This window comes from Pseudomonas sp. AU12215 (assembly GCF_001675465.2).
In the GTDB taxonomy this organism is placed as follows: domain Bacteria; phylum Pseudomonadota; class Gammaproteobacteria; order Pseudomonadales; family Pseudomonadaceae; genus Pseudomonas; species Pseudomonas nitroreducens.
In genome coordinates this window covers 78,360-104,145 of the sequence record NZ_MACM02000186.1, presented here as the reverse complement: position 1 = coordinate 104,145, position 25,786 = coordinate 78,360, and the positions used below count along the sequence as shown (strand labels likewise).

At 63.6% G+C, this 25,786-nt stretch carries 20 protein-coding genes; 5 read left to right on the top strand and 15 right to left on the bottom strand.

Annotated elements, in window-relative coordinates; all coding sequences use genetic code 11:
* Positions 1 to 106: 106 nt before the first annotated feature.
* Positions 107 to 1,492, top strand: coding sequence for a DUF2868 domain-containing protein (locus A9513_RS32850; protein ID WP_065086529.1), 1,386 nt, complete (start codon positions 107 to 109; stop codon positions 1,490 to 1,492).
* Positions 1,485 to 2,858 carry a GTPase/DUF3482 domain-containing protein gene (locus A9513_RS32845; protein WP_065086528.1) on the top strand — a complete coding sequence of 458 codons (1,374 nt, stop codon included), beginning with the start codon at positions 1,485 to 1,487 and terminating at the stop codon, positions 2,856 to 2,858. The genes A9513_RS32850 and A9513_RS32845 overlap by 8 nt, the downstream gene beginning before the upstream one ends.
* Before the next feature lie 170 nt (positions 2,859 to 3,028).
* Here A9513_RS32845 and A9513_RS32840 read toward each other — a convergent pair whose 3' ends face one another.
* Complete coding sequence (locus tag A9513_RS32840) at positions 3,029 to 3,496, bottom strand: metallophosphoesterase family protein (protein ID WP_141678567.1); 468 nt, start codon at positions 3,494 to 3,496, stop codon at positions 3,029 to 3,031.
* A gap of 48 nt (positions 3,497 to 3,544) precedes the next feature.
* A complete protein-coding gene (locus A9513_RS32835) occupies positions 3,545 to 4,936 on the bottom strand; it encodes a uracil-xanthine permease family protein (protein ID WP_065086527.1) in 1,392 nt (463 codons plus the stop codon).
* Positions 4,937 to 5,206: 270 nt separating this feature from the next.
* On the opposite strand from A9513_RS32835, the gene A9513_RS32830 reads away from it, so the two are divergent.
* Positions 5,207 to 5,668 carry a prepilin-type N-terminal cleavage/methylation domain-containing protein gene (locus A9513_RS32830; RefSeq protein WP_065086526.1) on the top strand — a complete coding sequence of 154 codons (462 nt, stop codon included), beginning with the start codon at positions 5,207 to 5,209 and terminating at the stop codon, positions 5,666 to 5,668.
* A gap of 64 nt (positions 5,669 to 5,732) precedes the next feature.
* Here A9513_RS32830 and ilvD read toward each other — a convergent pair whose 3' ends face one another.
* On the bottom strand, positions 5,733 to 7,571 hold the full coding sequence (gene ilvD, locus A9513_RS32825) for a dihydroxy-acid dehydratase (protein ID WP_065086525.1): 1,839 nt from the start codon (positions 7,569 to 7,571) through the stop codon (positions 5,733 to 5,735).
* Between the two features lie 376 nt (positions 7,572 to 7,947).
* On the opposite strand from ilvD, the gene A9513_RS32820 reads away from it, so the two are divergent.
* Entirely contained in the window at positions 7,948 to 8,277 is a 330-nt protein-coding gene (locus tag A9513_RS32820; protein ID WP_065086524.1) for a hypothetical protein, read from the top strand.
* Positions 8,278 to 8,440: 163 nt separating this feature from the next.
* Here A9513_RS32820 and A9513_RS32815 read toward each other — a convergent pair whose 3' ends face one another.
* Positions 8,441 to 9,637, bottom strand: coding sequence for a class I SAM-dependent rRNA methyltransferase (locus tag A9513_RS32815; protein WP_065086523.1), 1,197 nt, complete (start codon positions 9,635 to 9,637; stop codon positions 8,441 to 8,443).
* A gap of 88 nt (positions 9,638 to 9,725) precedes the next feature.
* A complete protein-coding gene (locus A9513_RS32810) occupies positions 9,726 to 10,265 on the bottom strand; it encodes a type 1 glutamine amidotransferase domain-containing protein (RefSeq protein WP_065086522.1) in 540 nt (179 codons plus the stop codon).
* 193 nt (positions 10,266 to 10,458) lie between these two features.
* On the opposite strand from A9513_RS32810, the gene A9513_RS32805 reads away from it, so the two are divergent.
* The gene (locus A9513_RS32805) at positions 10,459 to 11,283 is read left to right on the top strand and encodes an HDOD domain-containing protein (RefSeq protein ID WP_139791463.1); all 825 of its coding nucleotides are present in this window, start codon (positions 10,459 to 10,461) and stop codon (positions 11,281 to 11,283) included.
* Positions 11,284 to 11,357: 74 nt separating this feature from the next.
* Here A9513_RS32805 and A9513_RS32800 read toward each other — a convergent pair whose 3' ends face one another.
* From A9513_RS32800 to A9513_RS32755, 10 genes are all read right to left on the bottom strand, one after another.
* Entirely contained in the window at positions 11,358 to 13,256 is a 1,899-nt protein-coding gene (locus tag A9513_RS32800; RefSeq protein ID WP_065086520.1) for a beta-ketoacyl synthase, read from the bottom strand.
* Positions 13,257 to 13,511: 255 nt separating this feature from the next.
* Entirely contained in the window at positions 13,512 to 14,444 is a 933-nt protein-coding gene (gene arcC, locus A9513_RS32795) for a carbamate kinase (RefSeq protein WP_065086519.1), read from the bottom strand.
* Positions 14,445 to 14,513: 69 nt separating this feature from the next.
* On the bottom strand, positions 14,514 to 15,524 hold the full coding sequence (locus A9513_RS32790) for an ornithine carbamoyltransferase (RefSeq protein ID WP_065086518.1): 1,011 nt from the start codon (positions 15,522 to 15,524) through the stop codon (positions 14,514 to 14,516).
* 140 nt (positions 15,525 to 15,664) lie between these two features.
* The gene (gene arcA / locus A9513_RS32785) at positions 15,665 to 16,921 is read right to left on the bottom strand and encodes an arginine deiminase (RefSeq protein WP_065086517.1); all 1,257 of its coding nucleotides are present in this window, start codon (positions 16,919 to 16,921) and stop codon (positions 15,665 to 15,667) included.
* Positions 16,922 to 16,937: 16 nt separating this feature from the next.
* Complete coding sequence (arcD, locus tag A9513_RS32780) at positions 16,938 to 18,389, bottom strand: arginine-ornithine antiporter (protein ID WP_083196263.1); 1,452 nt, start codon at positions 18,387 to 18,389, stop codon at positions 16,938 to 16,940.
* 586 nt (positions 18,390 to 18,975) lie between these two features.
* On the bottom strand, positions 18,976 to 20,370 hold the full coding sequence (gene dctD, locus A9513_RS32775) for a two-component system response regulator DctD (protein WP_065086515.1): 1,395 nt from the start codon (positions 20,368 to 20,370) through the stop codon (positions 18,976 to 18,978).
* Complete coding sequence (locus tag A9513_RS32770; protein ID WP_065086514.1) at positions 20,367 to 22,163, bottom strand: sensor histidine kinase; 1,797 nt, start codon at positions 22,161 to 22,163, stop codon at positions 20,367 to 20,369. Before A9513_RS32770 ends, dctD begins: the two co-directional genes overlap by 4 nt.
* 120 nt (positions 22,164 to 22,283) lie before the next feature.
* On the bottom strand, positions 22,284 to 23,294 hold the full coding sequence (galE, locus tag A9513_RS32765; protein WP_065327971.1) for a UDP-glucose 4-epimerase GalE: 1,011 nt from the start codon (positions 23,292 to 23,294) through the stop codon (positions 22,284 to 22,286).
* A 13-nt stretch (positions 23,295 to 23,307) separates the two neighbouring features.
* Entirely contained in the window at positions 23,308 to 24,669 is a 1,362-nt protein-coding gene (locus A9513_RS32760) for a glycosyltransferase (RefSeq protein WP_065086512.1), read from the bottom strand.
* Between the two features lie 54 nt (positions 24,670 to 24,723).
* The gene (locus A9513_RS32755) at positions 24,724 to 25,785 is read right to left on the bottom strand and encodes a glycosyltransferase family 2 protein (RefSeq protein WP_065086511.1); all 1,062 of its coding nucleotides are present in this window, start codon (positions 25,783 to 25,785) and stop codon (positions 24,724 to 24,726) included.
* Between the last annotated feature and the right edge of the window lies 1 nt (position 25,786).

Sequence of the window (25,786 nt, the reverse complement as noted above, 5' to 3'; positions counted from 1 at the left end):
GCCCCCCCTTGGTTTGGTTGACGCCACCGGGTGTTACCGGCGGTGCCGGGACGCGGCGGCGAGCAGCGGTTATCCTTGGTGCCGAGTACCGATTGTCGGAGACCCCGTGAGCGAAACCCCCGCTTCCGCCCTCGAATCCCTGTGGCTGTGCGAGGCCGTGCGTCTGCGCGAGGAGCAGGTCGGCCCGCTGGAAGACAGCGAAGCCAACCGCCGCGCCATCGTCAGCGGCGGCGACCTCGTCCGCCGCCTGCAACACCGCGCGCTGCTGCTCGCCGAACGCGATGGTCAGCGCGCCGCCCTGCGCACCTGGGTGCAAGGCTCGCGCCTGGCGCTGTACCTGCTGCTGGCGCTGGCGCTGTTCACCGGCGGCGGGCTGGCCTTCGCCGCCCTCGGCGACGGCCTGCGCCCGGTCAACGTGTTCTGGGCCCTGGCCAGCCTGCTCGGCCTGCACCTGATTACCCTGATCGGCTGGACCCTGGCCTTCTTCGCTGGCGGTGAGGCCGCCGGTGCGCTCGGCCGCCTGTGGTTGTGGTTGAGTGGCAAGTTCGCCCGCGACGCCCATGCTGCGCAATTGGCGCCCGCGCTGCTGGTGCTGCTGGACCGGCAGAAGCTCACGCGCTGGGCGCTCGGCCTGCTGGTTCATGGCCTCTGGCTGGTGGCGCTGGGCAGCGCGCTGGGCGTGATGCTGGCGTTGCTGGCGACGCGGCGCTACGGCTTCGTCTGGGAGACCACCATCCTCGCCGGCGATACCTTCATCGCCCTCACCCACGGCCTCGGCGCGCTGCCGTCGCTGCTCGGCTTCCCGCAGCCGGACTCGGAGCTGGTGCGCGCCAGCGGCGATGCCCTGGTGGCCAGCGAAAACGCGCGCCACGCCTGGGCCGGCTGGCTGGTGGGCATCCTGCTGGTGTACGGCGTGCTGCTGCGCGGTGCGTTGTGGCTGCTCTGCCTGTGGCGCTGGAAGCGCGGGCGTGCGCAGCTGGCGCTGGATGTCTCGCTGCCCGGCTACGCCCTGCTGCGCGAGCGTTTGATGCCGGCCAGCGAGCGGCTGGGCGTCAGCGATGCCGCGCCGGACGAACTGATTGAGCCGCAGGCGCAGGCCCCGGCGACCACCGCCGACGGCGCCGTGCTGGTGTCCATCGAACTGCTCGACCGGCCCAACTGGCCGCCGAAGCTGGCCGAAGGCATCGCCAATGCCGGCGACCTCGACGACGGTGCCCAGCGTCGCCGACTGCTGGAACAACTCACCCGCTACCCGCCGGCGCGCCTGGTGATCGCCTGCGACCCGCGTCGCTCGCCGGATCGCGGCACCCTGGCGCTGATCGCCGAACTCTCGCGCTGCGCCGCCGCCACCCGCGTCTGGCTGTTGCAGGCACCGACGGGCGAAGCGCTGGACGCCGAGCGCCTGGGCGACTGGCACGCCGGCGTCGAGCGCCTGCAACTGCCGCACACCTCGGCATCGCCGCTGGGCTGGCTGGAGACCGGGCATGACTGATGCGCTGAAACTGGCCGTGGTCGGCCACACCAACGTCGGCAAGACCTCCCTGCTGCGTACCCTGACCCGTGACGTGGGCTTCGGCGAGGTATCCCATCGCCCCAGCACCACGCGGCATGTGGAAGGCGCGCGGCTGTCGGTGGACGGCGAGCCGCTGCTGGAGCTGTACGACACGCCGGGCCTGGAAGATGCCATCGCCCTGCGCGACTTCCTCGATGGGCTGGAGCGCCCCGGCGAGCGCCTGGACGGCCCGGAGAAGCTACGGCGCTTCCTCGACGGCAGCGAAGCCCGCGGGCGTTTCGAGCAGGAAGCCAAGGTGCTGCGCCAATTGCTCGCCTCCGACGCCGGCCTCTACGTGATCGACGCCCGCGAACCGGTGCTGGCCAAGTACCGCGACGAACTGGCAGTGCTCGCCGCCTGCGCGCGGCCGTTGCTGCCGGTACTCAACTTCGTCGCCAGCCCACAGCACCGCGAGGAGCAGTGGCGCGAGGCGCTTTCCCGTCTCGGCCTGCATGCGCTGGTGCGTTTCGATAGTGTGGCGCCGCCGCTGGATGGTGAGCGCCGCCTGTACGAAAGCCTGGCGCTGCTGCTGGAGCGTGCGCGCCCGCAGCTGGATCGACTGGTCGCAGATCACGAGGCCCAGGCCGTCGCCCGCCGCGAGGCCGGGGCGCGGCTGATCGCCGAGCTGCTGGTGGATGTCGCCGCTTGCCGCCAACTGGTGCCCGCTGGCGACAGTGCTGTTCGAGCAGCCACCGAGACGCTGCGCAATCAGGTGCGCAAGCGCGAAGATATCTGCGTGAAGGCGCTGCTCAGCCTCTACGCCTTCCGCAAGGACGACGCCCGCGCCGCCGACCTGCCGTTGCTGGACGGACGCTGGGGCGATGACCTGTTCAACCCGGAAACCCTCCGCCAACTGGGCATTCGCCTCGGTGGTGGCGTTGCGGCCGGTGCGGCGGCAGGGGCGGGGATCGACCTGCTGGTGGGCGGCCTGACCCTCGGCGCGGCCACCGCGCTGGGCGCCATCGCCGGCGGCGCCTGGCAGACCGTCGGCCATTACGGCCAGCGCCTGCTGGGCAAGCTCAAGGGCAGCCGCGAACTGTCGGTGGACGACAGCGTGCTGCGTCTGCTGGCGCTGCGGCAGCGGCAACTGCTGGCGGCCCTGCAGACGCGCGGGCATGCGGCGGTGGAGGCGATCCAGGTGCAGTCGCCCGAAGACAGGCAGTGGCGCGAGGGCAAGCTGCCCGAGGCGTTGCGCAAGGCGCGTGCGCATCCGGAGTGGTCCGGCCTCAACGGTCGCTTGCGCAGCGAGAAGACCGAGCGGCAGGAGGCGGTGGCGCAGTTGGCTTCGCAGTTGCTCGAACCATAAGCCCATCGTCCATTTGCGAAATCGGCATGGCTGACGCCCCCTCACCCCAGCCCTTTCCCTCCGGGAGAGGGCTGGGGTGAGGGCAAGCATGAGCGCTGAATTTACCTGTGGGAGCGAGCTTGTGACTCACTTGGATGTGGGGAATGCCGTTTTCGGCCTCGCGAATGCTCTTAGACGAGCGTGACCATCTCCACCCTTGGCTGCCCTTCGGCGATCTCCAGAATCGCCAAGGCAATCGGCAACTTGAACCTCCGCGGTCCAGCGCTGCCCGGATTCAGGTACAGCACCCCATCGCGCGCCTCGTTCAGCGGTTTGTGCGAATGGCCCGCCAGCACGACATCGATGCCTTCGGCCGACGGATCGATGGCCAACTGCTTGAGGTCGTGGATCAGGTAGAGCCGCCGTCCGCCCAGTTCCAGCAGCAGCGTTTCCGGCAGCGCGGCGGCCCAGTCGTCGGTGTCGTTGTTGCCGCGCACCACGTCCAGCGGCGCCAGGGCGCGCAGCTGGTCGAGCAATGAGGCGGGGCCGATGTCGCCCAGGTGCAGGATACGCCCGCAGCCTTGCAGCGCCGCCAGCGCTTCGGGGCGCAGCAGACCGTGGGTGTCGGCGATGACGCCGATGCGCAGGGAAGTGGTCATCCGGGAAGCATAAACGACGACGCCACCCGAAGGTGGCGTCGTGGCGGTTCAGCCGTTGTGCGAGGCCTTGGCGGCGTCGGACTCGGGCAGGAACCAGTTGAGCAGCAGGGCGCAGATGCCGCCGGTGGCTACGCCGGATTCCAGCACGTTGCGGATCGCGTGGGGCATGTGCGCGAGGAACTCCGGCACCTGGGAGATGCCCAGGCCCAGCGCCAGGCTGACGGCGATGATCAGCAGCGCGCGGCGGTCCAGGTGGGTGCCGGCGAGGATGTTGATGCCGGAAGCGGCGACCGCGCCGAACATCACCATCACCGCGCCGCCGAGCACCGGCTCGGGCACGGCCTGGATCACCCCGGCGACGCTGGGGAACAGGCCCAGCACGATGAGCATCGCGGCAATCCACAGGCCGACGTGGCGGCTGGCGACGCCGGTCAGCTGGATCACACCGTTGTTCTGCGCGAACACGGAGCTTGGGAAGGTGTTGAACAGGCCGGCCAGCAGCGAGTTGGCGCCGTTCACCAGTACGCCGCCCTTGATGCGCTGCATCCACAGCGGGCCTTCGACCGGCTGCTTGGAAATCTTGCTGGTGGCGGTGACGTCACCGATGGCTTCCAGCGAGGTCACCAGGTAGATCACCAGCATCGGGATGAACAGGCTCCAGGAGAAGCCCAGGCCGAAGTGCAGCGGCACCGGGACCTGGAAGGCCGGCGCCTCGTGCATGCCGGTGAAGTCCAGGCGGCCCAGGTAGCCGGCCAGCGCGTAGCCCACGGCCAGGGCGATGACGATGGCGCCGCTGCGCATCCACACCACCGGGATGCGGTTGAGGATGACGATGATCGCCAGCACCAGGCCCGACAGCATCAGGTTCTCGCCGTTGGCGAAGGTGCCGTTGGACATGGCGGAGAAGCCGCCGCCCATGCTGATCAGTCCGACCTTGATCAGGGTCAGGCCGATCATCAGCACCACGATGCCGGTGACCAGCGGAGTGATCAGGCGCTTCACGAAGGGCAGGATGCGCGACACGCCCATCTCCACGAAGGAGCCGGCCATGACCACGCCGAAGATCGCCGCCATCACCGCTTCCACCGGGGTGCCGTTCTTCACCATCAGCGCGCCGCCGGCGATCAGCGGGCCGACGAAGTTGAAGCTGGTGCCCTGGACGATCAGCAGGCCCGCGCCGAATGGCCCGAAGCGCTTGCACTGGACGAAGGTGGCGATGCCGGAGATCACCAGCGACATCGACACGATCAGGTTGGTGTCGCGCGGCGACACGCCCAGCGCCTGGCAGATCAGCAGGCCGGGGGTGACGATGGGCACGATGATCGCCAGCAGGTGCTGCAGTGCCGCAAGCCATGCGATGGGCAGGGCGGGGCGGTCTTCCAGGCCGTAGACCAGATCGGGCTGGTCCTTGGCGGCGGACGGATTCTCGAGGGAGCTCATGGGCGGCGGTCCGGGAAAAAAAGAGCGCGATTTTACTGGCCCACGGCGGGATCGCACAGTGCCATGAGGCAAGTTGGGATGAATGGGGAAGCCTGGGTTCCTACGGCGTCATAGTGCGGTGGCACTCCGAAGGCTTTCGGCGTGGAAAAAACTGCCGAAATTTCAACAGGGTGCGCGGAAGCGTCTGAGTGTGTCGGCCCGCTGGCGTGGCTTCACTGGAATGCATCCGGAGCCATTCGGGCGTCCGGCTCTATCCAGAGGGATACGACGATGGGTAAACAACAAGGCTTCACCCTGATCGAGCTGATGATCGTGGTGGCGATCATCGGGATTCTGGCTTCGGTCTCCATTCCCATGTATTCGGACTATTCGTCGCGCTCAAGAGCTGCGGCAGCCAAGGCAGAGCTGTCCGCCGTCAAAACCGCTGTGAGCCTTTGTATCTCTGAAACGGGCAAGGCAGATGATTGCAAGGCGGGTGATTACGGGATACCGGAAAACTTTGCTGCGACGTCCAACATCACTGGCGACTATGCCGTCGAGAAGGGCGTGATTAAGGCTACGACTGCGGCCACTGATGCGGATGGGAATGCGCTCAAGATTGAGCTGACTCCTACCAAGGCAACGGGAGAGAGCTCGGTCGCTTGGGAAGAGAAGGGATCCATCTGCAATGCGGATCGTGGGCTCAAGCCGGGTTCGGGTGATTGCCCGAAGGTGCCTGCAACCAAGTCATAAGCCTTCAGGCCACATCAATAAAAAAGCCCGGCATTCGCCGGGCTTTTTCATGTCACCGCCAGACTCAACCGTCCAGCAGCGCCTTGTCGCGCACCGCGCCCTTGTCGGCGCTGGTGGCCAGCAGGGCGTAGGCTTTCAGTGCGGTGCTCACCTTGCGCGCGCGGGGCTGAGCTGGCTTCCAGCCCTTCTTGTCCTGCTCGGCGCGGCGGGCGGCCAGTTCTTCATCGCTGACCAGCAGGTTGATACTGCGGTTGGGGATGTCGATCAGCACCTTGTCGCCGTCCTGTACCAGACCGATGGCGCCACCTGCGGCGGCTTCCGGCGAGGCGTGGCCGATGGATAGGCCCGAGGTGCCGCCGGAGAAGCGGCCGTCGGTGAGCAGGGCGCAGTCCTTGCCCAGGCCCTTGGACTTCAGGTAGCTGGTCGGGTACAGCATTTCCTGCATGCCCGGGCCGCCTTTCGGGCCTTCGTAGCGGATGATCACGATGTCGCCCGGCTTCACTTCGTCGGCGAGGATGCCCTTCACGGCGCCGTCCTGGCTTTCGAAGATCTTCGCGCGGCCTTCGAACACATGGATGGATTCGTCCACGCCAGCGGTCTTCACCACGCAACCATCGAGGGCGATGTTGCCGTAAAGAACGGCCAGACCGCCTTCCTGGGAGTAGGCGTGCTCGACACTGCGGATGCAGCCTTCGGCGCGGTCGGCGTCGAGGGTGTCCCAGCGGGTGCTCTGGCTGAAGGCGACCTGGGTCGGGATGCCGGCGGGGCCGGCCTTGAAGAAGGTGTGGACCTTCTCGTCCTGGGTCTGGGTGATGTCCCACTCGGCGATGGCGTCGGCCATGCTCGGGCTGTGCACGGTCGGTACGTCGGTGTGCAGCAGGCCGCCACGGGCCAGCTCGCCGAGGATGGAGAAGATGCCACCGGCGCGGTGCACGTCTTCCATGTGGTACTTCTGGATGTTCGGCGCGACCTTGCACAGCTGCGGCACCTTGCGCGACAGGCGATCGATGTCGCGCAGGTCGAAGGCGATCTCCGCCTCCTGGGCGGCGGCCAGCAGGTGCAGGATGGTGTTGGTCGAACCGCCCATGGCGATGTCCAGGGTCATGGCGTTCTCGAACGCCTTGAAGCTGGCGACATTGCGCGGCAGTACGGACTCGTCGCCTTCGCCGTAGTAGCGCTGGCACAGTTCGACGGCCAGGCGGCCAGCGCGCAGGAACAGCTGCTCGCGGTCGGAGTGGGTGGCCAGGGTGGAACCGTTGCCCGGCAGGGAAAGCCCTAAGGCTTCGGTCAGGCAGTTCATCGAGTTGGCGGTGAACATGCCGGAGCAGGAGCCGCAGGTCGGGCAGGCGCTGCGCTCGTACTCGGCGACCTTTTCGTCGGAGCAGGAGTCGTCTGCGGCAACGACCATGGCGTCGACCAGGTCCAGGCCGTGGCTGGCCAGCTTGGTCTTGCCAGCTTCCATCGGGCCGCCGGAGACGAACACCACCGGGATGTTCAGGCGCAGGGCGGCCATCAGCATGCCGGGGGTGATCTTGTCGCAGTTGGAGATGCAGACGATGGCGTCGGCGCAGTGGGCGTTGACCATGTATTCCACGGAGTCGGCGATGATCTCGCGCGACGGCAGGGAATAGAGCATGCCGTCATGGCCCATGGCGATGCCGTCGTCCACGGCGATGGTGTTGAATTCCTTGGCCACGCCGCCGTGTTTTTCGATCTCGCGGGCGACCAGCTGGCCCAGGTCCTTCAGGTGCACGTGGCCGGGCACGAACTGGGTGAAGGAGTTGGCGATGGCGATGATCGGCTTCTTGAAGTCTTCGTCCTTCATCCCGGTGGCGCGCCAGAGGGCACGGGCGCCGGCCATGTTGCGGCCGTGGGTGGAGGTTTTCGAGCGGTAATCGGGCATGACAGGTTCCTGCGCATCAGGTCACGGTGGGAGTCGATCCGGGTCTTCTGTGCGGCGGCGTACAGCGGGTAGGGCTGGCCGGCGAGACCTTGAGCAAACTCTAAGTCGTATCGTGAGCGCGGTACGCACCGGATGCAAACAGCAGATGGCCTTGCATGGGCGAGGTCGGCGCGGGGCTTGGCGGGGTCACCGCCTGCTCGGCCGGGGCTCACAGGCCCGCCGGGGGATAAATGGCAGGAATGCCCCGGATTCTACGCCGGCCCTTGCCGCCAGGGAAAGGCTGGCGGTCGGCACAAGGCATAGACTTTCGCCGCCCCGGCGTGGTCTGAATGGCCACTGGCGCTTTTCCCGTCCCGTTCGTTGAAGGAGCAACCCCATGAAAGTCACCCGCATCGCCCTGCTCGCCGCGCTGTTTGCCGGCAGTGTGCAGGCCTCGTCCGACGAAGCCTGGCAGGCGCAGGACAAGCAGCAGCGCGAAGCCTGCCTGGCGCTGAGTCATCTGCAGAACAAGAAGGTGCTGGGCTCGCCGGTGCTGTTCGATGACAGCGTGGGCTACACGGCGCTGATGATCGGCGGGCAATACCCTCAGAAAAAGAATGCTCAGAAGCACATGAAGGGCAAACCGGGCCTCGAGCTGTGCCTGTTCGAGCGCAAGACCGGCAACGCAGTGATCAGCGAGGCGGATTCGTTGATGCCGATGAAGTAATCGCAGGAGGGGATGGCGGATAAAGCGTCCCGCTTTATGCGCCCTACGCGGCTGCACACCGTAGGGCGCATAACGCCCCCGGCGTTATCCGCCATCCATTGCTGCATGAAAAACGGGGCGTTCCCCTGCGGAAACGCCCCGTTTTCTGGAGTGACGTGAAGCCTTAGCCGTTGGGCAGCAGGCGCACGGTCAGGCTCTTGATGTAGCGGGTTTCCGGGATCGCCAGGTGCACCGGGTGGTCCGGACCCTGACCGCCGCGCTCGAGCAACTGGATGTTGCGGTCCAGGTGGCGGGCGCTGCCCAGCAGGAAGTTCTGCAGGTCGTCCTCGGGCAGGTGCATGGAGCAGGAGGCACTGACCAGCACGCCGTCCTTGGACAGCAGGCGCATGGCCTGTTCGTTGAGGCGGCGGTAGGCGGCCTCGCCGTTCTTCAGGTCCTTCTTGCGCTTGATGAAGGCGGGCGGGTCGGCAACGATCACGTCGAAGCGCTCGTCAGCGGCCTTCAGCTCGCGCAGGGCGTCGAATACGTCGCCTTCCACGCAGGCGACTTTCTCGGCGAGGCCGTTCAGCGTGGCGTTGCGCTCGACGCCGTCGAGGGCGAAGCCGGAGGCATCGACGCACATCACTTCGCTGGCGCCGAAGGCCGCGGCCTGGATGCCCCAGCCGCCGATGTAGCTGAACAGGTCGAGCACGCGCTTGCCCTGCACATAGGGCTGCAGGCGGGCGCGGTTCATGCGGTGGTCGTAGAACCAGCCGGTCTTCTGGCCGGCCAGCACTGGGGCTTCGAACTTCACGCCGTTCTCTTCCAGGGCGACCCATTCCGGGACTTCGCCGTAGGCGTTGGCGACATAGCGCTCCAGGCCTTCGGCGTCACGGGCGCTGGAATCGTTCTTCCACAGCACGGCGCTGGGCTTGAGCACCTGCAGCAGGGCGGCAAGCACGTCGTCGCGGTGTTTTTCCATGGTCGCCGAGGCGAGCTGGACCACCAGTACATCGCCGAAGCGGTCCACCACCAGGCCCGGCAGCAGGTCCGAGTCGCCGTAGACCAGGCGGTAGAAAGGCTTGTCGAACAGGCGGTCGCGCAGGCTCAGGGCGACGTTCAGGCGGTGAACCAGCAGGGATTTGTCGAGAACGTGCTTGGTATCGCGAGAAATCAGGCGGGCGCAGATGAGGTTGTTCGGGCTCATCGCGACGATGCCCAGCGGCTTGCCGTTGGCCATTTCCAGGATGGCCTGTTCGCCGGCGCCGAATCCGTTCAGCGGGGTGGCGGCGACGTCCACCTCGTTGCTGTAGACCCACAGGTGGCCGGCGCGCAGGCGGCGCTCGGCGTTGGCTTTCAGACGCAGGCTGGGCAGGGTCATGGGGGAGGGCTCCGGCAAAAAGAGCGGGATTATAGCGCAGCAGCGTGCGCCGCCGGAGCGCGGCGCACGGGCTTTTGATCGGCGGCTCTCAGGCGGCGAGGGTTTCGATCAGTTGCTTGCTGAAGGCGGGGATGTCGTCGGGCTTGCGACTGCTGATCAGCCCGCCATCGTTGACCACCTGTCGGTCGACCCAGTGGCCGCCAGCGTTGTTGATGTCGTCCTTGAGCGAGTTCCAGCTGGTCAGGGTCTTGCCCTTCACCAGGCCGGCTGAGACCAGCAACCAGGCGCCATGGCAGATCACCGCGATGGGTTTGTCGGCCTCGGCGGCCTTCTGCACGATTTCCTGGGCCTTGGGCAGGCTGCGGATCTGGTCGGCGTTGATCACCCCGCCTGGCAGCAGCACGGCGTCGTACTCGTCGATGCGGGCGGTCTCGAAGGTGCCGTCGACCTTGAAACTGTCCGCCGGCTGGTCGTGGTTCCAGCCGCGTACCTTGTCCTTGCTGTCGGAGAGGATCTTCACCTTGGCACCGGCTTCCTTCAGGGCGTCGCGGGGGCCAGTCAGCTCCACCTGCTCGAAACCGTCGGTGACCAGGATGGCGATGGTCTTGCCTTTGAGTGTCTGGCTCATGTGGCTTGTCTCCCATTTCGTCCGCTTGGGTGTAAAGGTTCCGACACAGCCGCCGATGAAAGTTCAATCAAAAGCAGCACTTCCAGAAGCCCCGGCTCTGGGTAAACTGTGCGCCCCGTCAACTTTTCCCAGCGCGCCCATGTCTCAAGAACTCTCCGCCGAACAGATCCGTCAGGCCCTGCAGGGTATCAGCGTGCCGCCGCAGCCGCAGATCATGGTTGACCTGCAGATGGAGCAGTTCATGCCCAACCCGGACCTGAAGGCGATCGCCAAGCTGATCAGCCAGGACCCGGGGCTGTCCGGCGCGCTGCTGAAGCTGGTGAACTCGCCGTTCTTCGGCCTGGCCAATCGCATCACCTCGATCCAGCGCGCGGTGAACCTGCTGGGCAGCCGCTCGGTGATCAACCTGATCAACGCCCAGTCGATCAAGGGCGAGATGAGCGACGCGACCATCGTCACCCTCAATCGCTTCTGGGACACCGCCCAGGACGTGGCCATGAGCTGCCTGACGCTGGCCAAGCGCATCGGCTATGAGTCGGTGGACGAGGCTTACGCGCTGGGGCTGTTCCACAACTGCGGCATTCCGCTGATGCTCAAGCGCTTCCCGCACTACATGGCGGTGCTGGAGGAGGCCTATGCCAGCGCGAGCGACGAGCGCCGCGTGGTGGACACCGAGAACCGCGTGTTGAACACCAATCATGCGGTGGTCGGCTACTTCACCGCGCGCTCCTGGCGCCTGCCGGAGCACGTCTGCGAGGCCATCGCCAACCACCACAATGCGCTGTCTATCTTCAGCGAGGACAACTGCCGCGATACCCAGCTGAAGAACCTGCTGGCGATCCTCAAGATGGCCGAGCACATCTGCGGTTCCTACCGCGTGCTGGGCAACCAGGACGAGGACCACGAGTGGGAGAGCGTGCGCGCGCTGGTGCTGGATTACGTCGGGCTCAGCGAGTACGACTTCGAGAACCTCAAGGCGAGCATTCTCGAGTTGGGCGTGGGGCAGGGGACGTACTGACCTCAGGTTCCTGCACTGGAGCTGGATATGAAAAAGCCGGGCATCTGCCCGGCTTTTTCGTTCAACGTCGGCGATCAGTCGAGCATGTCGCTGAAACGTGCATCCTTCTTGTAGGCAATGGTCTGGCTGAAGCCGGGGACCTGGATGCCACGGTCGCTGATCTCGATGGCCTGCTCGTCGATCATGTCGTTGCCGAAGTTGTAAATGATGTCGAAACGGCCCTGGGTCGCGGCTTCGTCGTACTGCCGGGCGGCAGCGCGAGTGGCTTCGCGGCGGCCCTGGTAGTCGGCGAAGGCGGCGTCGCCGTGGCGCTTGCGCAGCATCTTCTCGGTGATGGCCGGGGACAGCAGCACGCCGGTGGCGTTGTTGCCGCCGAAGCCCTTGGAATTGATGAAGCAGACTTCCAGGTCGTCGCGGCGCACGTCGCTGCTGGACAGGGCGATGTGGTCCTTGAAGACGTCGTCGGCGAACTTGTCGACGGTCTTGATGCCGGGGATGACGCCGTAGCGGAAGGTGCCCAGGGCGGAGATCATCTGGTCGGCGCTGGCGGTGGCCAGGGAGTGGCCGACGAAGGCTTTCACCGCGGTGACCGGCCAGCCCTCGATGCCGAAGGCGGTGGCGACGCGGTCGAGGATTTCCGATTCGGTCACGCGGTTGGCCGGGGTGCTGGAACCGTGGGCGTGGACGAAGCTGTGCTGGCGCACGCTCTTCTCGCCGACGATCTGCGCGGCGGCGGCCACGGCCTTGGCCATGGTCAGGTAGTTGCCCGGACCGGGAGCGGAGATGGACTTCTTGAAGCCGTCGGCGTTGATGAACACGTCCGACACCGAACCGTGGATGTCGGCACCCAGCTCCAGGGCCAGGGCGTCGTCCATCAGCACCACGTACTGCGCGGACTCGGCCAGGGAGAAGCCGCAGTTGTCGCCGAACGGGCGGCTGGCGCGGCGGAAGTCGACGTCGTCGCGGCCTTCGATGTGGCGCAGGCCTTCCTCTGTGGCCAGCGCGCCCATGGCGGCGTAGCCCTCGATGATCTCGGAGGTGATCGGCGCTTCGGCGTTGCCGACGATGGCCACGCGGGCCTGGCCGGTGGTGATGACGTCGATGCCTTTCTGCAGGTTGTACAGGAAGGTGGCGCAGGCGCCGGTGACGCTACCGGTCATGCCGACGCTGCCCAGCACGTAGGCGTTGATGAAGTCGGTGGGCATGCTGTTGAAGCCCAGCGGCAGCTGCTTGGCCGACACGCGGTGGCCGCGCAGGCGCGACTGCAGCAGGCCGCCGAAGCCGTTCTCGTCCAGCTGGCTCATGATGCTGCTGGAGAACACGGCGATTTCGTCAGGCTGGACGGCGTTGCAGATGGTCTGCCAGTCGAGGCCGGTGGAGCGCACCGCGTCGGTGGCGGCGACCACGGACATCTGCAGGCCGCGCGGGTGGAAGCGCGAGTTGTACAGCTCACTCGGCTCGAAGCCGGTGGGCAGCTGGCCGGCGGATTTCACCGGCAGCGCGCGGTAACTGTCGACCTTGAATTCGCAGCTGTCGTGCAGGGTGACGCGGACTTCGCCGCCTTCGAGTTCTTCCACCGACCAGTTGGCCGGCAGCGGCTCGGGCAGTTGCTTGCGCAGGGTGGTAAAGGTCACCGGGCTGCCGGCGGCGCTGACGGTCAGGCTCTTGTGGCAGTGCGCGGCGTCGACGTCGAGGTATTGCAGCTCGATGCGGCGGATCAGGGTGGACTGGCGAATCTGCTGCTCGAAGCGCTGCTCGATGGCGGCCAGGTCGAGGCTGTTGCCGTCGGCGTCCTGGTACTGGCCGTCGACGGCCTTGACCAGTTTCATCATGACCGCGAGACCGGCGAGGGTTTCCTGGCGGGCGGCGGACTCCATGGATTCGAGGACGGTGCGGCGGAACCCATGGTGGAAGGAACTGCGGCCAGCCGCGTTATATCCACCAAAACCAACGATGACCGGTAGTCGAGACATCTCTCGGAAACTCCTTCAGCAAGTGCATCTTGCGCGCCGGACGACGGTGGCCCATGGCGGGGCGGCCCGGTGGCACAAAGCCAGGCGTGGCTTCTAGTGATTCGGAATGCTTTAGCTGACGAGGATGATGACCGCCGAGTCACGCTCGCGCCAGGATTTGTCGGAAGAAGGCGACGAGTTCCCGAGCGAATCCTGCAGGGCTCATGAATGAAAACGGGAGCCGCGAAGGGCTCCCGTTTTTTACCGCGGCAGAACTCAGCGGTATTCGATGCCAGCTTTCTTGGTGCTGACGCGAGTACCGGACTTGCCTTCGGTGATGGCGACGATGTTTTCCAGCGAGCCGATCACTGCGTCCTTGCCGGTCGCGCGGGCGAACTCGATGGCGGCCATGACCTTCGGACCCATGGAGCCGGCGGCGAAGCCTAAGCGTTCCAGTTCGTCCGGGTGGGCCTGGGCGATGCCTTTCTGGGTCGGTTTGCCCCAGTCGATGTAGGCCGCGTCCACGTCGGTGGCGATGATCAGGATGTCAGCCGACAGCTCCTGGGCCAGCAGCGAGGAGCAGAGGTCCTTGTCGATCACCGCCTCGACGCCGGAGAGTTTCTTGCCGGATTCGTCGTACATGGTCGGGATGCCGCCGCCGCCAGCGCAGATGACGATGGTGCCTTTCTCCAGCAGCCACTTGACCGGGCGGATCTCGAAGATGCGCTTCGGACGCGGGCTGGCCACGACGCGGCGGAACTTGTCACCGTCCGGGGCGATGCTCCAGCCTTTCTCCTTGGCGAGGGCTTCGGCCTCTTCCTTGGAGTAGACCGGGCCGATGGGCTTGGTCGGGTTCTTGAAGGCCGGGTCCTTGGAGTCGACCTCGACCTGGGTGAGCAGGGTGGCGAACGGTACTTCGAACGGCAGAAGGTTGCCCATTTCCTGTTCGATCATGTAGCCGATCATGCCTTCGGTCTCGGCGCCGAGAACGTCCAGCGGGTACGGGCTGACCTTCTCGTAGGCCGCGCCCTGCAGGGCCAGCAGGCCGACCTGCGGGCCGTTGCCGTGGGCGATCACCAGCTCGTTGCCGGGGGCAACCTTGGCGATCTGTTCGGCAGCGATCCGTACGTTGGTGCGCTGGTTGTCGGCAGTCATGGGCTCGCCACGACGCAGCAGGGCATTGCCGCCCAATGCGACGACGATACGCATATTCATTTCCTCCGAAAGAGTGGGAGCGCCCGGACCGGCGACCTTGTCGCGGTCCGGGGCTGTCCGGCATTACATGTCGGCGAGGGTCGAAACGAGGATTGCCTTGATGGTGTGCATGCGGTTTTCCGCCTGCTCGAAGGCAATGTTGTACGGGGATTCGAAGACGTCTTCGGTCACTTCGATGCCGTTCTTCAGGTTCGGGTACTTGGCGGCGATTTCCTTGCCGACCTTGGTCTCGCTGTTGTGGAAGGCGGGCAGGCAGTGCATGAACTTCACGCGCGGGTTGCCGGCGGCCTTCATCATGTCCATGTTGACCTGGTAGGGCAGCAGCTCGTTGATGCGTTCGCCCCAGGCTTCGACCGGCTCACCCATGGATACCCAGACGTCGGTGTGGATGAAGTCCACGCCCTTGACGGCTTCTTTCGGGTCTTCGGTGATGGTGATGCGGGCACCGCTTTCTTCAGCGAACTTCTTGCAGGCGGCGACGTGTTCGTCGGTCGGCCAGAGCTCCTTGGGAGCTGCGATCCGTACGTCCATGCCGAGCTTGGCGCCGATCAGCAGCAGGGAGTTACCCATGTTGTTGCGGGCGTCGCCCAGGTAGGCGTAGCTGATGTCGTGCAGCGGCTTGTCGCTGTGCTCGCGCATGGTCAGCACGTCGGCCAGCATCTGGGTCGGGTGGTACTCGTCGGTCAGGCCGTTGAACACCGGTACGCCAGCGAACTTGGCCAGTTCTTCGACGATTTCCTGCTTGAAGCCACGGTATTCGATGGCGTCGTACATGCGGCCCAGTACGCGGGCGGTGTCCTTCATCGATTCCTTGTGGCCGATCTGCGAGGAGTTCGGGTCGATGTAGGTGACGTTGGCGCCCTGGTCATAGGCGGCGACTTCGAAGGCGCAGCGGGTGCGGGTCGAGGTCTTTTCGAAGATCAGCGCAATGTTGTTGCCTTTCAGGTGTTGCTGCTCGGTACCGGTGTACTTGGCGCGCTTCAGGTCGCGGGACAGGTCGAGCAGATAGCGCAACTCGCGGGTGCTGTGGTGCATCAGGCTGAGCAGGTTGCGGTTGTGCATGTTGAAAGCCATGGTGTTTCTCCTTGTGGGATCCAATCTCGGCCCTCGTCAGTACAGCTCGTGGCTGGCGGGGCGGGCGGCCCTGGCAAGGGCCGCCTCGTGAGGTCAATGCGCTCTGGTTGAGGTAGTCGCGTTTATCGGGTGCCGATCGATCAATAGTCGATCGGGTCGCGGATGATCGGGCAGGTCATGCAGTGACCGCCGCCACGGCCCCGGCCCAGTTCGCCGGCGCTGATGGTGATGACTTCCACGCCAGCCTTGCGCAGCAGGGTGTTGGTGTARGTGTTGCGGTCATARCCSACCACCACGCCCGGTTCCAGGCAGACCACGTTGTTGCCRTCGTCCCACTGCTCGCGTTCGGCGGCGAAGCTGTTGCCGCCGGTTTCGACRACGCGCAGTTTCTTCAGGCCCAGGGACTCGGCGACGACGGTCATGAAGTCCTTGTCTTCRCAYTGGACGTTGATGCCGTAGGGGCTCWTCTCGTCCGGGCGCAGGGTGAAGGCGACGATCTCTTTCACCACTTCCGGGAAGACAGTCACCAGGTCGCGGTCGCAGAAGCTGAACACAGTGTCCAGGTGCATTGCGGCGCGGGACTTCGGCAGGCCGGCGACGATGACTTTTTCGCAGGCGCCCTTGGCGAACAGATTCTGAGCGACTTGGCCGATGGCCTGGCGGGAAGTGCGCTCACCCATGCCGATCAGTACGACACCGTTGCCTATGGGCATTACGTCGCCACCTTCGAGGGTGGAGGAACCATGGTCCTTGTCCGGATCGCCGTACCAGATTTCGAATTCGGCGTTGGTGAATTCCGGGTGGAACTTGTAGATGGCGGTGGTCAGCAGGGTTTCCTGACGTCGCGCCGGCCAGTACATCGGGTTCAGGGTCACRCCRCCGTAGATCCAGCAGGTGGTGTCACGGGTGAACTGGGTRTTGGGYAGCGGCGGCAGCAGGAAGCTGGAGTGGCCCAGGTAGTCGCGATACATCTTCAGCGCCTTGGCGCCTTCGCTTTCCGGGATGTCGTCAGCGGTCACGCCACCGATCAGGAACTCGGCCAGCTTGCGCGGTTCCAGGCTTTCCAGCCAGCCACGCAGTTCTTCGGTCAGGCCCACACCCACGCTGTCGGCGGTGAGCTTGCGGTCGAGGATCCACTTGAGGGCTTCGGGGTTCGCCACGATGTCGGTCAGCAGGTTGTGCATTTCCAGAACATCGATGCCGCGTTCRCGCATCTTGGTGACGAAGTCGAAGTGGTCGCGCTTCGCCTGGTTCACCCAGATAACGTCGTCGAACAGCAACTCGTCGCAGTTGCTCGGGGTCAGGCGTTGATGGGCGAGTCCGGGCGAGCAGACCATCACTTTGCGTAGTTTGCCAGCTTCAGAATGGACGCCWAGTTTGGTTTTTTCCGTGCTCATGAGATGTCTCCARGAGTTACAGAGTGAGGAAGCCGTCRTAGAGGCCATASGCCGCGAYCARTGCACCGATCACGACARCCGCGAARATGAGCTTCTCGACATTGGTGAAGATGGGTTGRCCCACTTCATGTTTCGCTTTGGCGAAGAGGATKACGCCGGGCGCRTACAGCAGCGCCGACAGCAGCAGGTACTTCAGGCCACCTGCGTAGATCAGCCACACCGCGTAGAGAACCGAGATACCGGCGATGATCAGGTCTTTGSTGCGRTCGGCCGAGTCGKTYTCGTAGGTCTCGCCCTTGACTGCCAGCAGCAGGCCRTAGGCYGCGGACCAGAAGTACGGGATSAGGATCATCGAGGTSGCCAGCAGCAGCATCTTGGTGTACGGGTCCATGCCACCGTCGGCGCTGCCGGAGGTGAAGAACACGATGACCAGGAAGACCTGCACGCAGATGTTGGTCAGCCAGAGGGCGTTGGCCGGCACCTGGTTGGCGTTCTCCTTGCGGAGGAACTCCGGCATGGTGTGGTCCTTGGCGGCRGCGAACATGATCTCGGCGCACAGCAGKACCCAGGAGAGCAGGGCACCSAGCAGGGAGATSAGCAGRCCGACGCTGATCAGSACCGCGCCCCAGTGRCCGACCACATGCTCCAGCACYAGYGCCATMGACGGGTTCTGCAGCTTGGCCAGTTCCGGCTGGGTCATCACGCCCATGGACAGSACGTTCACCAGYACCAGCAGCAGCAGGACGGTRATGAAGCCGATCACGGTGGCCTTGCCGACGTCCGARCGTTTTTCCGCACGGGAGGAGAAGATGCTSGCGCCCTCGATGCCGATGAACACCCACACGGTGACCAGCATCATGTTGCGCACCTGGTTCATCACGCTGCCCAGGTCMGGRTTGCTCTTGCCCCAGATGTCYGCGGTGAAGATGTCCAGYTTGAAGGCGAACAGGCAGATCAGGATGAACAGGAACAGCGGGACGAYCTTCGCCACCGTGGTGAYGGTGTTGATGAACGCCGCTTCCTTGATCCCGCGCAGYACCAGGAAGTGCAGGGCCCACAAGAGGAYCGACGCGCMGACGATCGCCGCGACGGTGTCGCCCTTGCCGAAGATCGGGAAGAAGTAGCCCAGGGTGCTGAACAGCAGRAGGAAGTARCCGACGTTGCCGAGCCAGGCGCTGATCCAGTAACCCCAGGCCGAKGAGAAGCCCATGTAGTCRCCGAAACCGGCCTTSGCGTARGCGTACACMCCGCCGTCGAGTTGGGGYTTGCGGTTGGCCAGGGTCTGGAAGACGAATGCCAGGGTCAGCATGCCGACCGCGGTGATGGCCCAACCGATGAGGATCGCGCCGACGTCAGCGCTGGCGGCCATGTTTTGCGGGAGAGAGAAGATGCCCCCGCCAATCATCGAGCCGACAACAAGAGCCGTCAAAGCGCCTAGCTTTAGTTTTTGGCTGCTTTCTTGCGACATTTAAGAATCTCCCTATAGGAAGTTGGAGAGTGAGGCTATTTAGCGCCCGTCTTGGCGGGGCACTCCTGATTCAGGTCAATAGCTTGCTATCCAATGTATTGGGCAGTACTTCCTGCTCTGCCCACCCCGCATAAACCATAGGAGAGGTTTTGCATTAGCGCCCGATTTAGAGGGGATTTCGTGAAGATTTGAGCGCGGTTTCATGACCGCAGAATGGCAGTCGATTTCGCAGGCCCACGCAGGGCGCGCCGTTGCGCTTGATTCGCAGATGCAGAGAGGCGCAGGACCGCTGTGTAGGAAAGTCCTGAACGAAGATGCGAGAGGGGAAAATTGGCCGGGGCAGGATCACTGCACCCGGCGATGCGCCTGTCGAATCGAAGGCACGAGATGGCAAGAAGCCCGAAGGACACCGCCGGGTTCGTGGCCCGGCGGGCGCGACGTGGCAGGCACGTCGCGAGATGTGATGCACAAGGCAATCGCACCTGTGTCGCAGAGCAAGGTGTGTGCCAGGGCTGAAGACTACGTCAGAGCGCTCTGTGGCGCTGTTCGCCCTTGGTCGCAGTCCAGGCCATCGGCGGATTTCTGCTCAGAGGTCGTTGTCGTCGGCGGAATTTCCGCCACTGCCGGAGAACAGCAGGCCGTGCTTGCGCAGTTTGTCGTGCAGGGTCTTGCGCGGTACGCCTAGCGCTTCGGCAAGGCTGCGCAGGGAGTTGTGCGAGCGGCCCATCTCGGCGGCGATCAGCGAGCGCTCGAAGGATTCCACCTGCTCGTTCAGCCCGGCGCCGGGAGTGGCGGCGGTGGCCTGCCCGTGGCTGTCGTCCAGCCCCAGGTCCAGGCCGAGGGCGTAGCGCTCCGCGGCGTTCTGTAGCTCGCGGACATTGCCCGGCCAGTCGTGTGCCAGCAGTTGCGCACGTTGCGCCGAGTCCAGCGGGCGGGCGTTCAGGCCATGGCGCTGCGCACCGCGCTCGGCAAAGTGCTGGAACAGCAGCAGGATGTCGTCGCCCCGTTCGCGCAATGGTGGAATGCGCAGACTGGCCACATTCAGGCGGTAGTAGAGGTCAGCGCGGAAGCGGCCTTCATCGGAGGCCAGGCGCAGGTCTTCCTTGGTGGCCGCGATGATGCGGATATCCAGCGGGATGAGCTGGTTGGAGCCCAGGCGCTCAACCGTGCGTTCCTGCAGCAGGCGCAGCAGCTTGACCTGCACGTCCAGGCTCATGCTCTCGATCTCGTCGAGGAACAGCGTGCCGCCATTGGCATATTCGAACTTGCCGATGCGTCGCTTCTGCGCGCCGGTGAACGCGCCTTGCTCATGGCCGAACAGCTCGCTCTCCACCACCGACTCGGCGAGCGCGCCGGCATTGATGGCGACAAAGGGACCGTTGCGGCGACTGGACAGGTCATGCAGGGCGCGGGCGACCACCTCCTTGCCCGAGCCGGTCTCGCCGAGGATCAGCACGTCCGCCTGGATCGCCGCCAACGAGGCGACCTGCTGCTGCAGGCGTTGCATGGGGGCGGATTGGCCAACCAGGCGGCCGCGCAGTTCCTTCTGCTCGGACAGCGCCAGGCGCAGGCTGCGGTTCTCCAGCACCAGGCGGCGTACATCGAGGGCGCGGCGTACGCTGTCGAGCAATGCATCGCTGGGGAAGGGTTTTTCCAGGAAGTCATAGGCGCCCGAGCGCATGGCCTTGACCGCCAGCGGGACGTCGCCGTGACCGGTGACCAGGATCACCGGAAGTTCGGCATCCTGCCCGTGCAACTGTTCCAGCAGCTGCAGACCGTCGATACCGGGCATGCGGATATCGCTGACGATCACGCCGGGCCAGTCCCGCGCCTGCTGCGTATCGAGCTGGCGCGCATCGGCCAGGGCGACGACCTTGAAGCCGGCCAGGTCGAGGGTCTGGCACAGTGCCTGGCGCAGGTGCGGGTCGTCATCGATCAGCAACACCTGGGTGGTGGAGTCGAACGGCTCGGCCAAACTCATGCGCGGGTTTCCTCCTGCGGCGTCGAAGTCACGCCGGGGATGCCCGGCAACAGATGCAATTGTACGAGAGCGCCGCCCTCGGGGTGATTCCCCAATTCCAGATGACCGCCGAGCGTTCGTAACAGGGTGTCGCAGATGGCGAGGCCCAGGCCAAGGCCCTTGGCGCTGGTCTTGGTGGTGAAGAAGGGTTCGCGGGCATGGGCCAGCGCCTGTTCGGAGAAGCCGGGGCCGTTGTCGCGCAGGGACAGGATGATGCGCTCGGGCGTCTGCTCGGCGGTCAGCCAGATGCGTCGCGGTGGCGCCTTCTCGGTAAGGGCGTCGAGGGCGTTGGACAGCAGGTTGGAGAGAATCTGCCGCAGCCGGGTTTCGCCGGCCTGCACCCAGATCGCTGCATCCGGCAGGTCGCGCAGCAGTTCCACGTTCATCGCCTGCCGGCGCGGCGCGACGAGCGCCAGGGCATCGTTGATCGCCGGCTGCAGGGCGACGTTTTCCGGCGCGCGCCGGGCGCCACGGGCGTAGGCCTTGAGGTGGCCGATGATCGAGGCCATGCGTCCGGTCAGCTCGCCGATCTGCTGCAGGTTGCCGCGGGCGTCATCGTAGCGCTCGTGGTCGAGCAGTACGCGGGCGTTGTCGGCGTAGCTGCGGATCGCCGCCAGCGGCTGGTTGAGTTCGTGGCTGATGCTGGCGGACATTGTGCCTAGGGCGGTGAGCTTGCCGGCTTGCACGACTTCGTCCTGGGCATGCATCAGCTCGCGTTGTGCCTGCTCGCGGTTGCTGACTTCCTCCTGCAAGCGGCTGTTGGTGTCTTCCAGTTCCTGGGTGCGTTCCTGCACGCGCAGTTCCAGTTCGTGCTTGGCCTGTGCTTCGAGCTCGATGCGTTCCAGGTAATGGCGGCGGCTGATGGTCAGCAGCGACAGCAGCAGGAGCAGCGCGACGAGGGTGGCCGCGCCGATCAGCACGACGCTGCGCACCGGACCGTCGACCTGGGTGCGCGGGGTATAGATGCTGACGGTCCAGCCGGTTTCCGGCAATTGGCGGCTCTGGCTGATCCAGCGGCGCTGGTCGATCTTCAGCGGTGCGGGATGCAGGACGGGGTAGGGGATGTTCTCGGCGATTTCGCGCTGCTTGGCCGGCGACAGTTCCCGGCTGGTATGGAAGCGCCAGGCCTTGTTGGACGACAGGATGACCACGCCGTCGCTGTCCATCACCAGTAACTGGTCGGGCGTATTGCCCCACAGCTGTTCCATGTGTTCCAGGTCGACCTTCACCACCAGCACACCCAGCAGCGTATCCCCGTCGCGCACCTCGCTGGCGAAGAAGTAGCCGCGACGCTTGGAGGTGGTGCCCAGGCCGAAGAAGCGCGCGGGGCGCCCCTGCATCGCTTCCTTATAGTAAGGACGGAACGAGAAGTTGCGGCCGACGAAGCTGTCGGGTTGGTCCCAGTTGGAGGCGGCGCGGGTGAGGCCGTCCGGCTGCATCAGGTAGATGACGTCGGCGCCGGTGCGCCCCCGGATGCGCGCCAGTTCGAGATTGGCGGCGTTCTGCAGGGGCAGGTTGCCGGGAGACTGGAGCGCGGCCCGTAGCGTCGGAAGTTCGCCGAGGATCGGCGGCAGGTCCTCATAGCGGCGCAACGTACCGAGCAGGTTGGCGACGTAGAGGTCGAGGGTCTGCTGGTTCTGCTGGGCGATCTGCTGGCTGTAGTAGCGCTCGGCGAAGTGGTGGAGGGGCCAGAGCAGTACTAACACCGCAGCGGTTGTGATCAGCAGTAGCCGCCAGTGCGTTGGTCTGTCCATGTTTTGGATGTGCTTGGGGGCTGCGGTCGGTAGGCCCAGTGTAGGCGGCCGGTGTCGCGAGGAGTATCCCGGGACACGCTTGATTTGCGATGTCCCGGAATCAGGGGCTGGCTCAATGAGTTAAGTTGCGTAACCCGTCGGATTGAGGCTCTGCCAGCGCCAGGTGTCGACACACATGTCGGAAAGGTTGCGGGTAGCTTTCCAACCCAGCAGCGCCTGGGCTAGCTCTGGGTTGGCATAGCACGCGGCAATATCCCCAGGGCGACGAGGGCAAATCGTGTAGGGAATTGTTTTGCCTGACGCCTTTTCAAAAGCACGAACAACTTCAAGGACGCTGTAGCCTCGGCCAGTTCCAAGGTTCACCGTGAAATAAGGAGAGGAGTCGAGTTGTTGCAAGGCGCACACATGGCCTTCAGCAAGATCCATGACATGAATGTAGTCACGCACGCCGGTTCCATCGTGAGTTGCGTAGTCCCCGCCCCAGACACTGAGCTGTGGTCGCCGATCAACTGCTACTTGCGCAACGAAGGGCATGAGGTTGTTCGGGGTTCCCAGTGGGTCCTCACCAATGAGTCCACTCTCGTGAGCTCCAACAGGGTTGAAATAGCGAAGAATGGAGACATTGAAGTCTGTATTGGCTGCATGGAAATCGCGCAGGATCTCTTCGACCATGAGCTTTGTGCGGCCATAGGGATTCGTCGCACCGAGCGGGTGGCTTTCTGGAATGGGGAGGGCCTGTGGATCGCCATATACCGTTGCAGAAGAACTGAATACCAGCTTCTTGACATTGGCTGAGCGCATGGCAGCGAGCAGCCTTAAGGTACCGACGACATTGTTTTCGTAGTACGCAAGCGGCTCTTTCACAGAGTCGCCAACGGCTTTCAGACCGGCAAAGTGGATGGCCGCTGTGCACTTATGAAGCTTCAGCGTCTCTTCCAGTAGGTCCTGATCAAGAACGTCACCTTCTACCAGGGTTACGTCCTTGTTAGTAATTTTCCTGATCCGATCGACAGCATTCGGGTGGCTATTGCAGAAGTTGTCGTAGATGACCAGTTCATACCCCTTGTTCAGGAGTTCGATGCAGGTGTGGGAGCCAATGTATCCAGCGCCCCCGGTTACCAATACTTTCATGATACTCCAGGCGTTATGGACGAGAGTTGATAGTCGCCGAAGAGATCGCCTTCAGCACTCGATAAATTTCGGTCTGCAACCACTTTGGTAGTCTGCGCTTGATAGCGCGTAGTAGTTGCATGGTGAGGTTGGGTCGATTGAAGTTCCTGAGCACAGCTCTGGAGTATGCCCGGTCAGGTGATGGAGTAATGGTATGACAAACGTCAATTAGCGATTGTGTCACTTTACTCCAGCGGAAATCATCGGCGCACTTGGCCGAGGCCTGTGCACACTCCTCCCGGAACGCCTTGTCGGATATCAATCTCTTCAGCGCTGTGCTCCAGTCGTCTGTAGAGCCAAAGTCCACCACCAACCCCAGACCGTTTGCGGAGACGACTTCAGCGAAGTGATCGCCCTTGCTGCATACGATCGGAAGTCCGCACCAAAGGTAATCGAGCATGCGAGTTCTGAAGGAAAATCGGGTTTCCGGATTATCGAAATGAGCCGAAACACCTATGTCAGCATCAAGCAGGTAGTTATGCCGATCAGCATAATCAATCCAGTTGAAGTTGAAGTGGACAAATTCGCCCAGTAGACCGGATTCCTTCGCCAGAGTTATAGCTTCTGCGCAAACGTTATGCTGCTCAATGCCGGAGTTGGGGTGCTTTACACCGATAAAAACAAGGTGTGCCCGGTACCCTTCGGATACAATTTTCTGAATCGCCCGAATGATTGTTATGGGGTCGAACCACTGGTAGATGCCTCCCCCCCAAACCAGCACGAAGTCGTCCTCAGGGATATTGAAGAGCTCACGGATTCCCTTTCGGGATTGTACGGGCTTGGCTTCAGGCAGGCCGAAAGGAAGCATGGAGAGCAGGTCAGGGATCTTTGCGTCCTTTGCGTTTGGCCAGCGCAAGGCATTAATCCTGCTGCTAAGCATCAGCGCGCCGGTCCAGAAGTCGCGTTGCCGTTCGTTGGCACACAGGAAATAGTCCGAATACGCCAGTTGTTCCGCCTGCATCCCTGCCAGATAGGCGATGGTCGTATTTCTCTCGTCTACGTCTTTGTCTACCGATGCCTGGTGATACTCCAACGGTATTGGGCAATACAAATCCGCAATCAGGGCGGCACTGGAGTCCTTAAGGAATGGATATTCCTTCAGCGCGCTGCCCTGGAGAAGAATTACATCACTGGACGAGATCGAATCTCTGAACTCGCTGGAGCCGGTCGATATGCAGGGGAACGGAAAGTCGAGACTTTCCCCAATGTCAGGTGCAGCGACGGTAACGTCGAAATGCTCTGACAGACATCTTGCAATCTCAACCGAGCGAATGGCCGTCCCGGCCATTCGCTGGCCGATGAAGTCGTTACAGAGAATTGTAATCTTTCTGGCCATTCGCTTCTTCAATATGTCCTGAGTGTTGAGTTACGGGCAGTCAGCGACGCAGGTTTAGATTCTTTGGCGCAGGCGGGCAACCTGGACTCGCAGAGGCAGCAGCTTTCGCCAGCCCCAGCGAAGTGGCCGAAGCATCTTGTTGATCGTATTGACTAGCGGGATCAGTTGGTCGCGGAGGTCGTCCTGGCCAAGCCCATCCTGGTGATTGATATCCCAGTGCATTGCATTGAGTTTGTTGTTGAGCATGTTCTCCAGCGATTCGATTCTGACCAGCAAAAGGTGAATCAGACCCGCGTAGCCGGGCTCCTTGGCCAGGAGAGTCCGCAGCATGCCGTTGCGATAGAGAACCTGGTAGTCAAGATGCTTGTTGTGCCCTGCAATTACCGAATTCCCATAGCCGCTGGTGTTGCTCGTAGGGCGGCGGTGATGGTAGTAGGCAAGCGGCTTATTGATGGTTCCAATGTCACCGGCCAGGAGGATTCGCAGGTTGTAATCCCAGTCGCCTAGTACAGGCAGGAATTCGTTGTAGCCGCCAATGCTCTTGACGACACTCATGCGAATCAGCAGGCAGATTGGAGGGAAGTTATTGCCTCGAAGCTGATCCAGGAGGTCGACGCGCTCCTTCCAGTAGCTCCAAGTCATGCGCTCGTGCTCTATGACTTTGTTGTCGGCGATTTCTTCCATCACAACTGTGCAGTTTGTTGCAACCGCAGCAAACTTCTTATTCTCTTCCTTTTTGAGGTATTCAACTGTTTCGGACAGGAAATCAGGCTGCCAGGCATCATCGTCATCATGGATGACAACGAATTCACCCTCCATCCCCTCAAGTGCAGAGTTGGACGCTGCCTCCATACCCATGCTGGCAGGGTGATGCTTCACCGAAATACGCCCCTTGAACGAGGTCATATATTGGTTCAGAAGTTTATCGACGGGCTCGGGGTCGCCGCCATCGTTTACTACGGAAATGTGCCAGTTCTGGTAAGTCTGCGAGAGTACGCTGGCGAAGGCGCGGGCAAGCAATATCGGCCGGTCCTTTGTGCGCGTGACAATAATGACTTTGCCATCGGATGGTTCGTGTTGAACCTTGCTCATGCTGTTAGGGAAGAAAGTATTCATG

What these genes read in the sequence shown, in the direction of transcription:
- A9513_RS32845 (WP_065086528.1), top strand. Translation starts at nt 1,485, where the DNA reads ATGACTGATGCGCTGAAACTGGCCGTGGTCGGCCACACCAACGTCGGC.
- A9513_RS32840 (WP_141678567.1), bottom strand. Translation starts at nt 3,496, where the DNA reads ATGACCACTTCCCTGCGCATCGGCGTCATCGCCGACACCCACGGTCTG.
- A9513_RS32835 (WP_065086527.1), bottom strand. Translation starts at nt 4,936, where the DNA reads ATGAGCTCCCTCGAGAATCCGTCCGCCGCCAAGGACCAGCCCGATCTG.
- A9513_RS32830 (WP_065086526.1), top strand. Translation starts at nt 5,207, where the DNA reads ATGGGTAAACAACAAGGCTTCACCCTGATCGAGCTGATGATCGTGGTG.
- ilvD (WP_065086525.1), bottom strand. Translation starts at nt 7,571, where the DNA reads ATGCCCGATTACCGCTCGAAAACCTCCACCCACGGCCGCAACATGGCC.
- A9513_RS32820 (WP_065086524.1), top strand. Translation starts at nt 7,948, where the DNA reads ATGAAAGTCACCCGCATCGCCCTGCTCGCCGCGCTGTTTGCCGGCAGT.
- A9513_RS32815 (WP_065086523.1), bottom strand. Translation starts at nt 9,637, where the DNA reads ATGACCCTGCCCAGCCTGCGTCTGAAAGCCAACGCCGAGCGCCGCCTG.
- A9513_RS32810 (WP_065086522.1), bottom strand. Translation starts at nt 10,265, where the DNA reads ATGAGCCAGACACTCAAAGGCAAGACCATCGCCATCCTGGTCACCGAC.
- A9513_RS32800 (WP_065086520.1), bottom strand. Translation starts at nt 13,256, where the DNA reads ATGTCTCGACTACCGGTCATCGTTGGTTTTGGTGGATATAACGCGGCT.
- arcC (WP_065086519.1), bottom strand. Translation starts at nt 14,444, where the DNA reads ATGCGTATCGTCGTCGCATTGGGCGGCAATGCCCTGCTGCGTCGTGGC.
- A9513_RS32790 (WP_065086518.1), bottom strand. Translation starts at nt 15,524, where the DNA reads ATGGCTTTCAACATGCACAACCGCAACCTGCTCAGCCTGATGCACCAC.
- dctD (WP_065086515.1), bottom strand. Translation starts at nt 20,370, where the DNA reads ATGAGTTTGGCCGAGCCGTTCGACTCCACCACCCAGGTGTTGCTGATC.
- A9513_RS32770 (WP_065086514.1), bottom strand. Translation starts at nt 22,163, where the DNA reads ATGGACAGACCAACGCACTGGCGGCTACTGCTGATCACAACCGCTGCG.
- galE (WP_065327971.1), bottom strand. Translation starts at nt 23,294, where the DNA reads ATGAAAGTATTGGTAACCGGGGGCGCTGGATACATTGGCTCCCACACC.
- A9513_RS32760 (WP_065086512.1), bottom strand. Translation starts at nt 24,669, where the DNA reads ATGGCCAGAAAGATTACAATTCTCTGTAACGACTTCATCGGCCAGCGA.
- A9513_RS32755 (WP_065086511.1), bottom strand. Translation starts at nt 25,785, where the DNA reads ATGAATACTTTCTTCCCTAACAGCATGAGCAAGGTTCAACACGAACCA.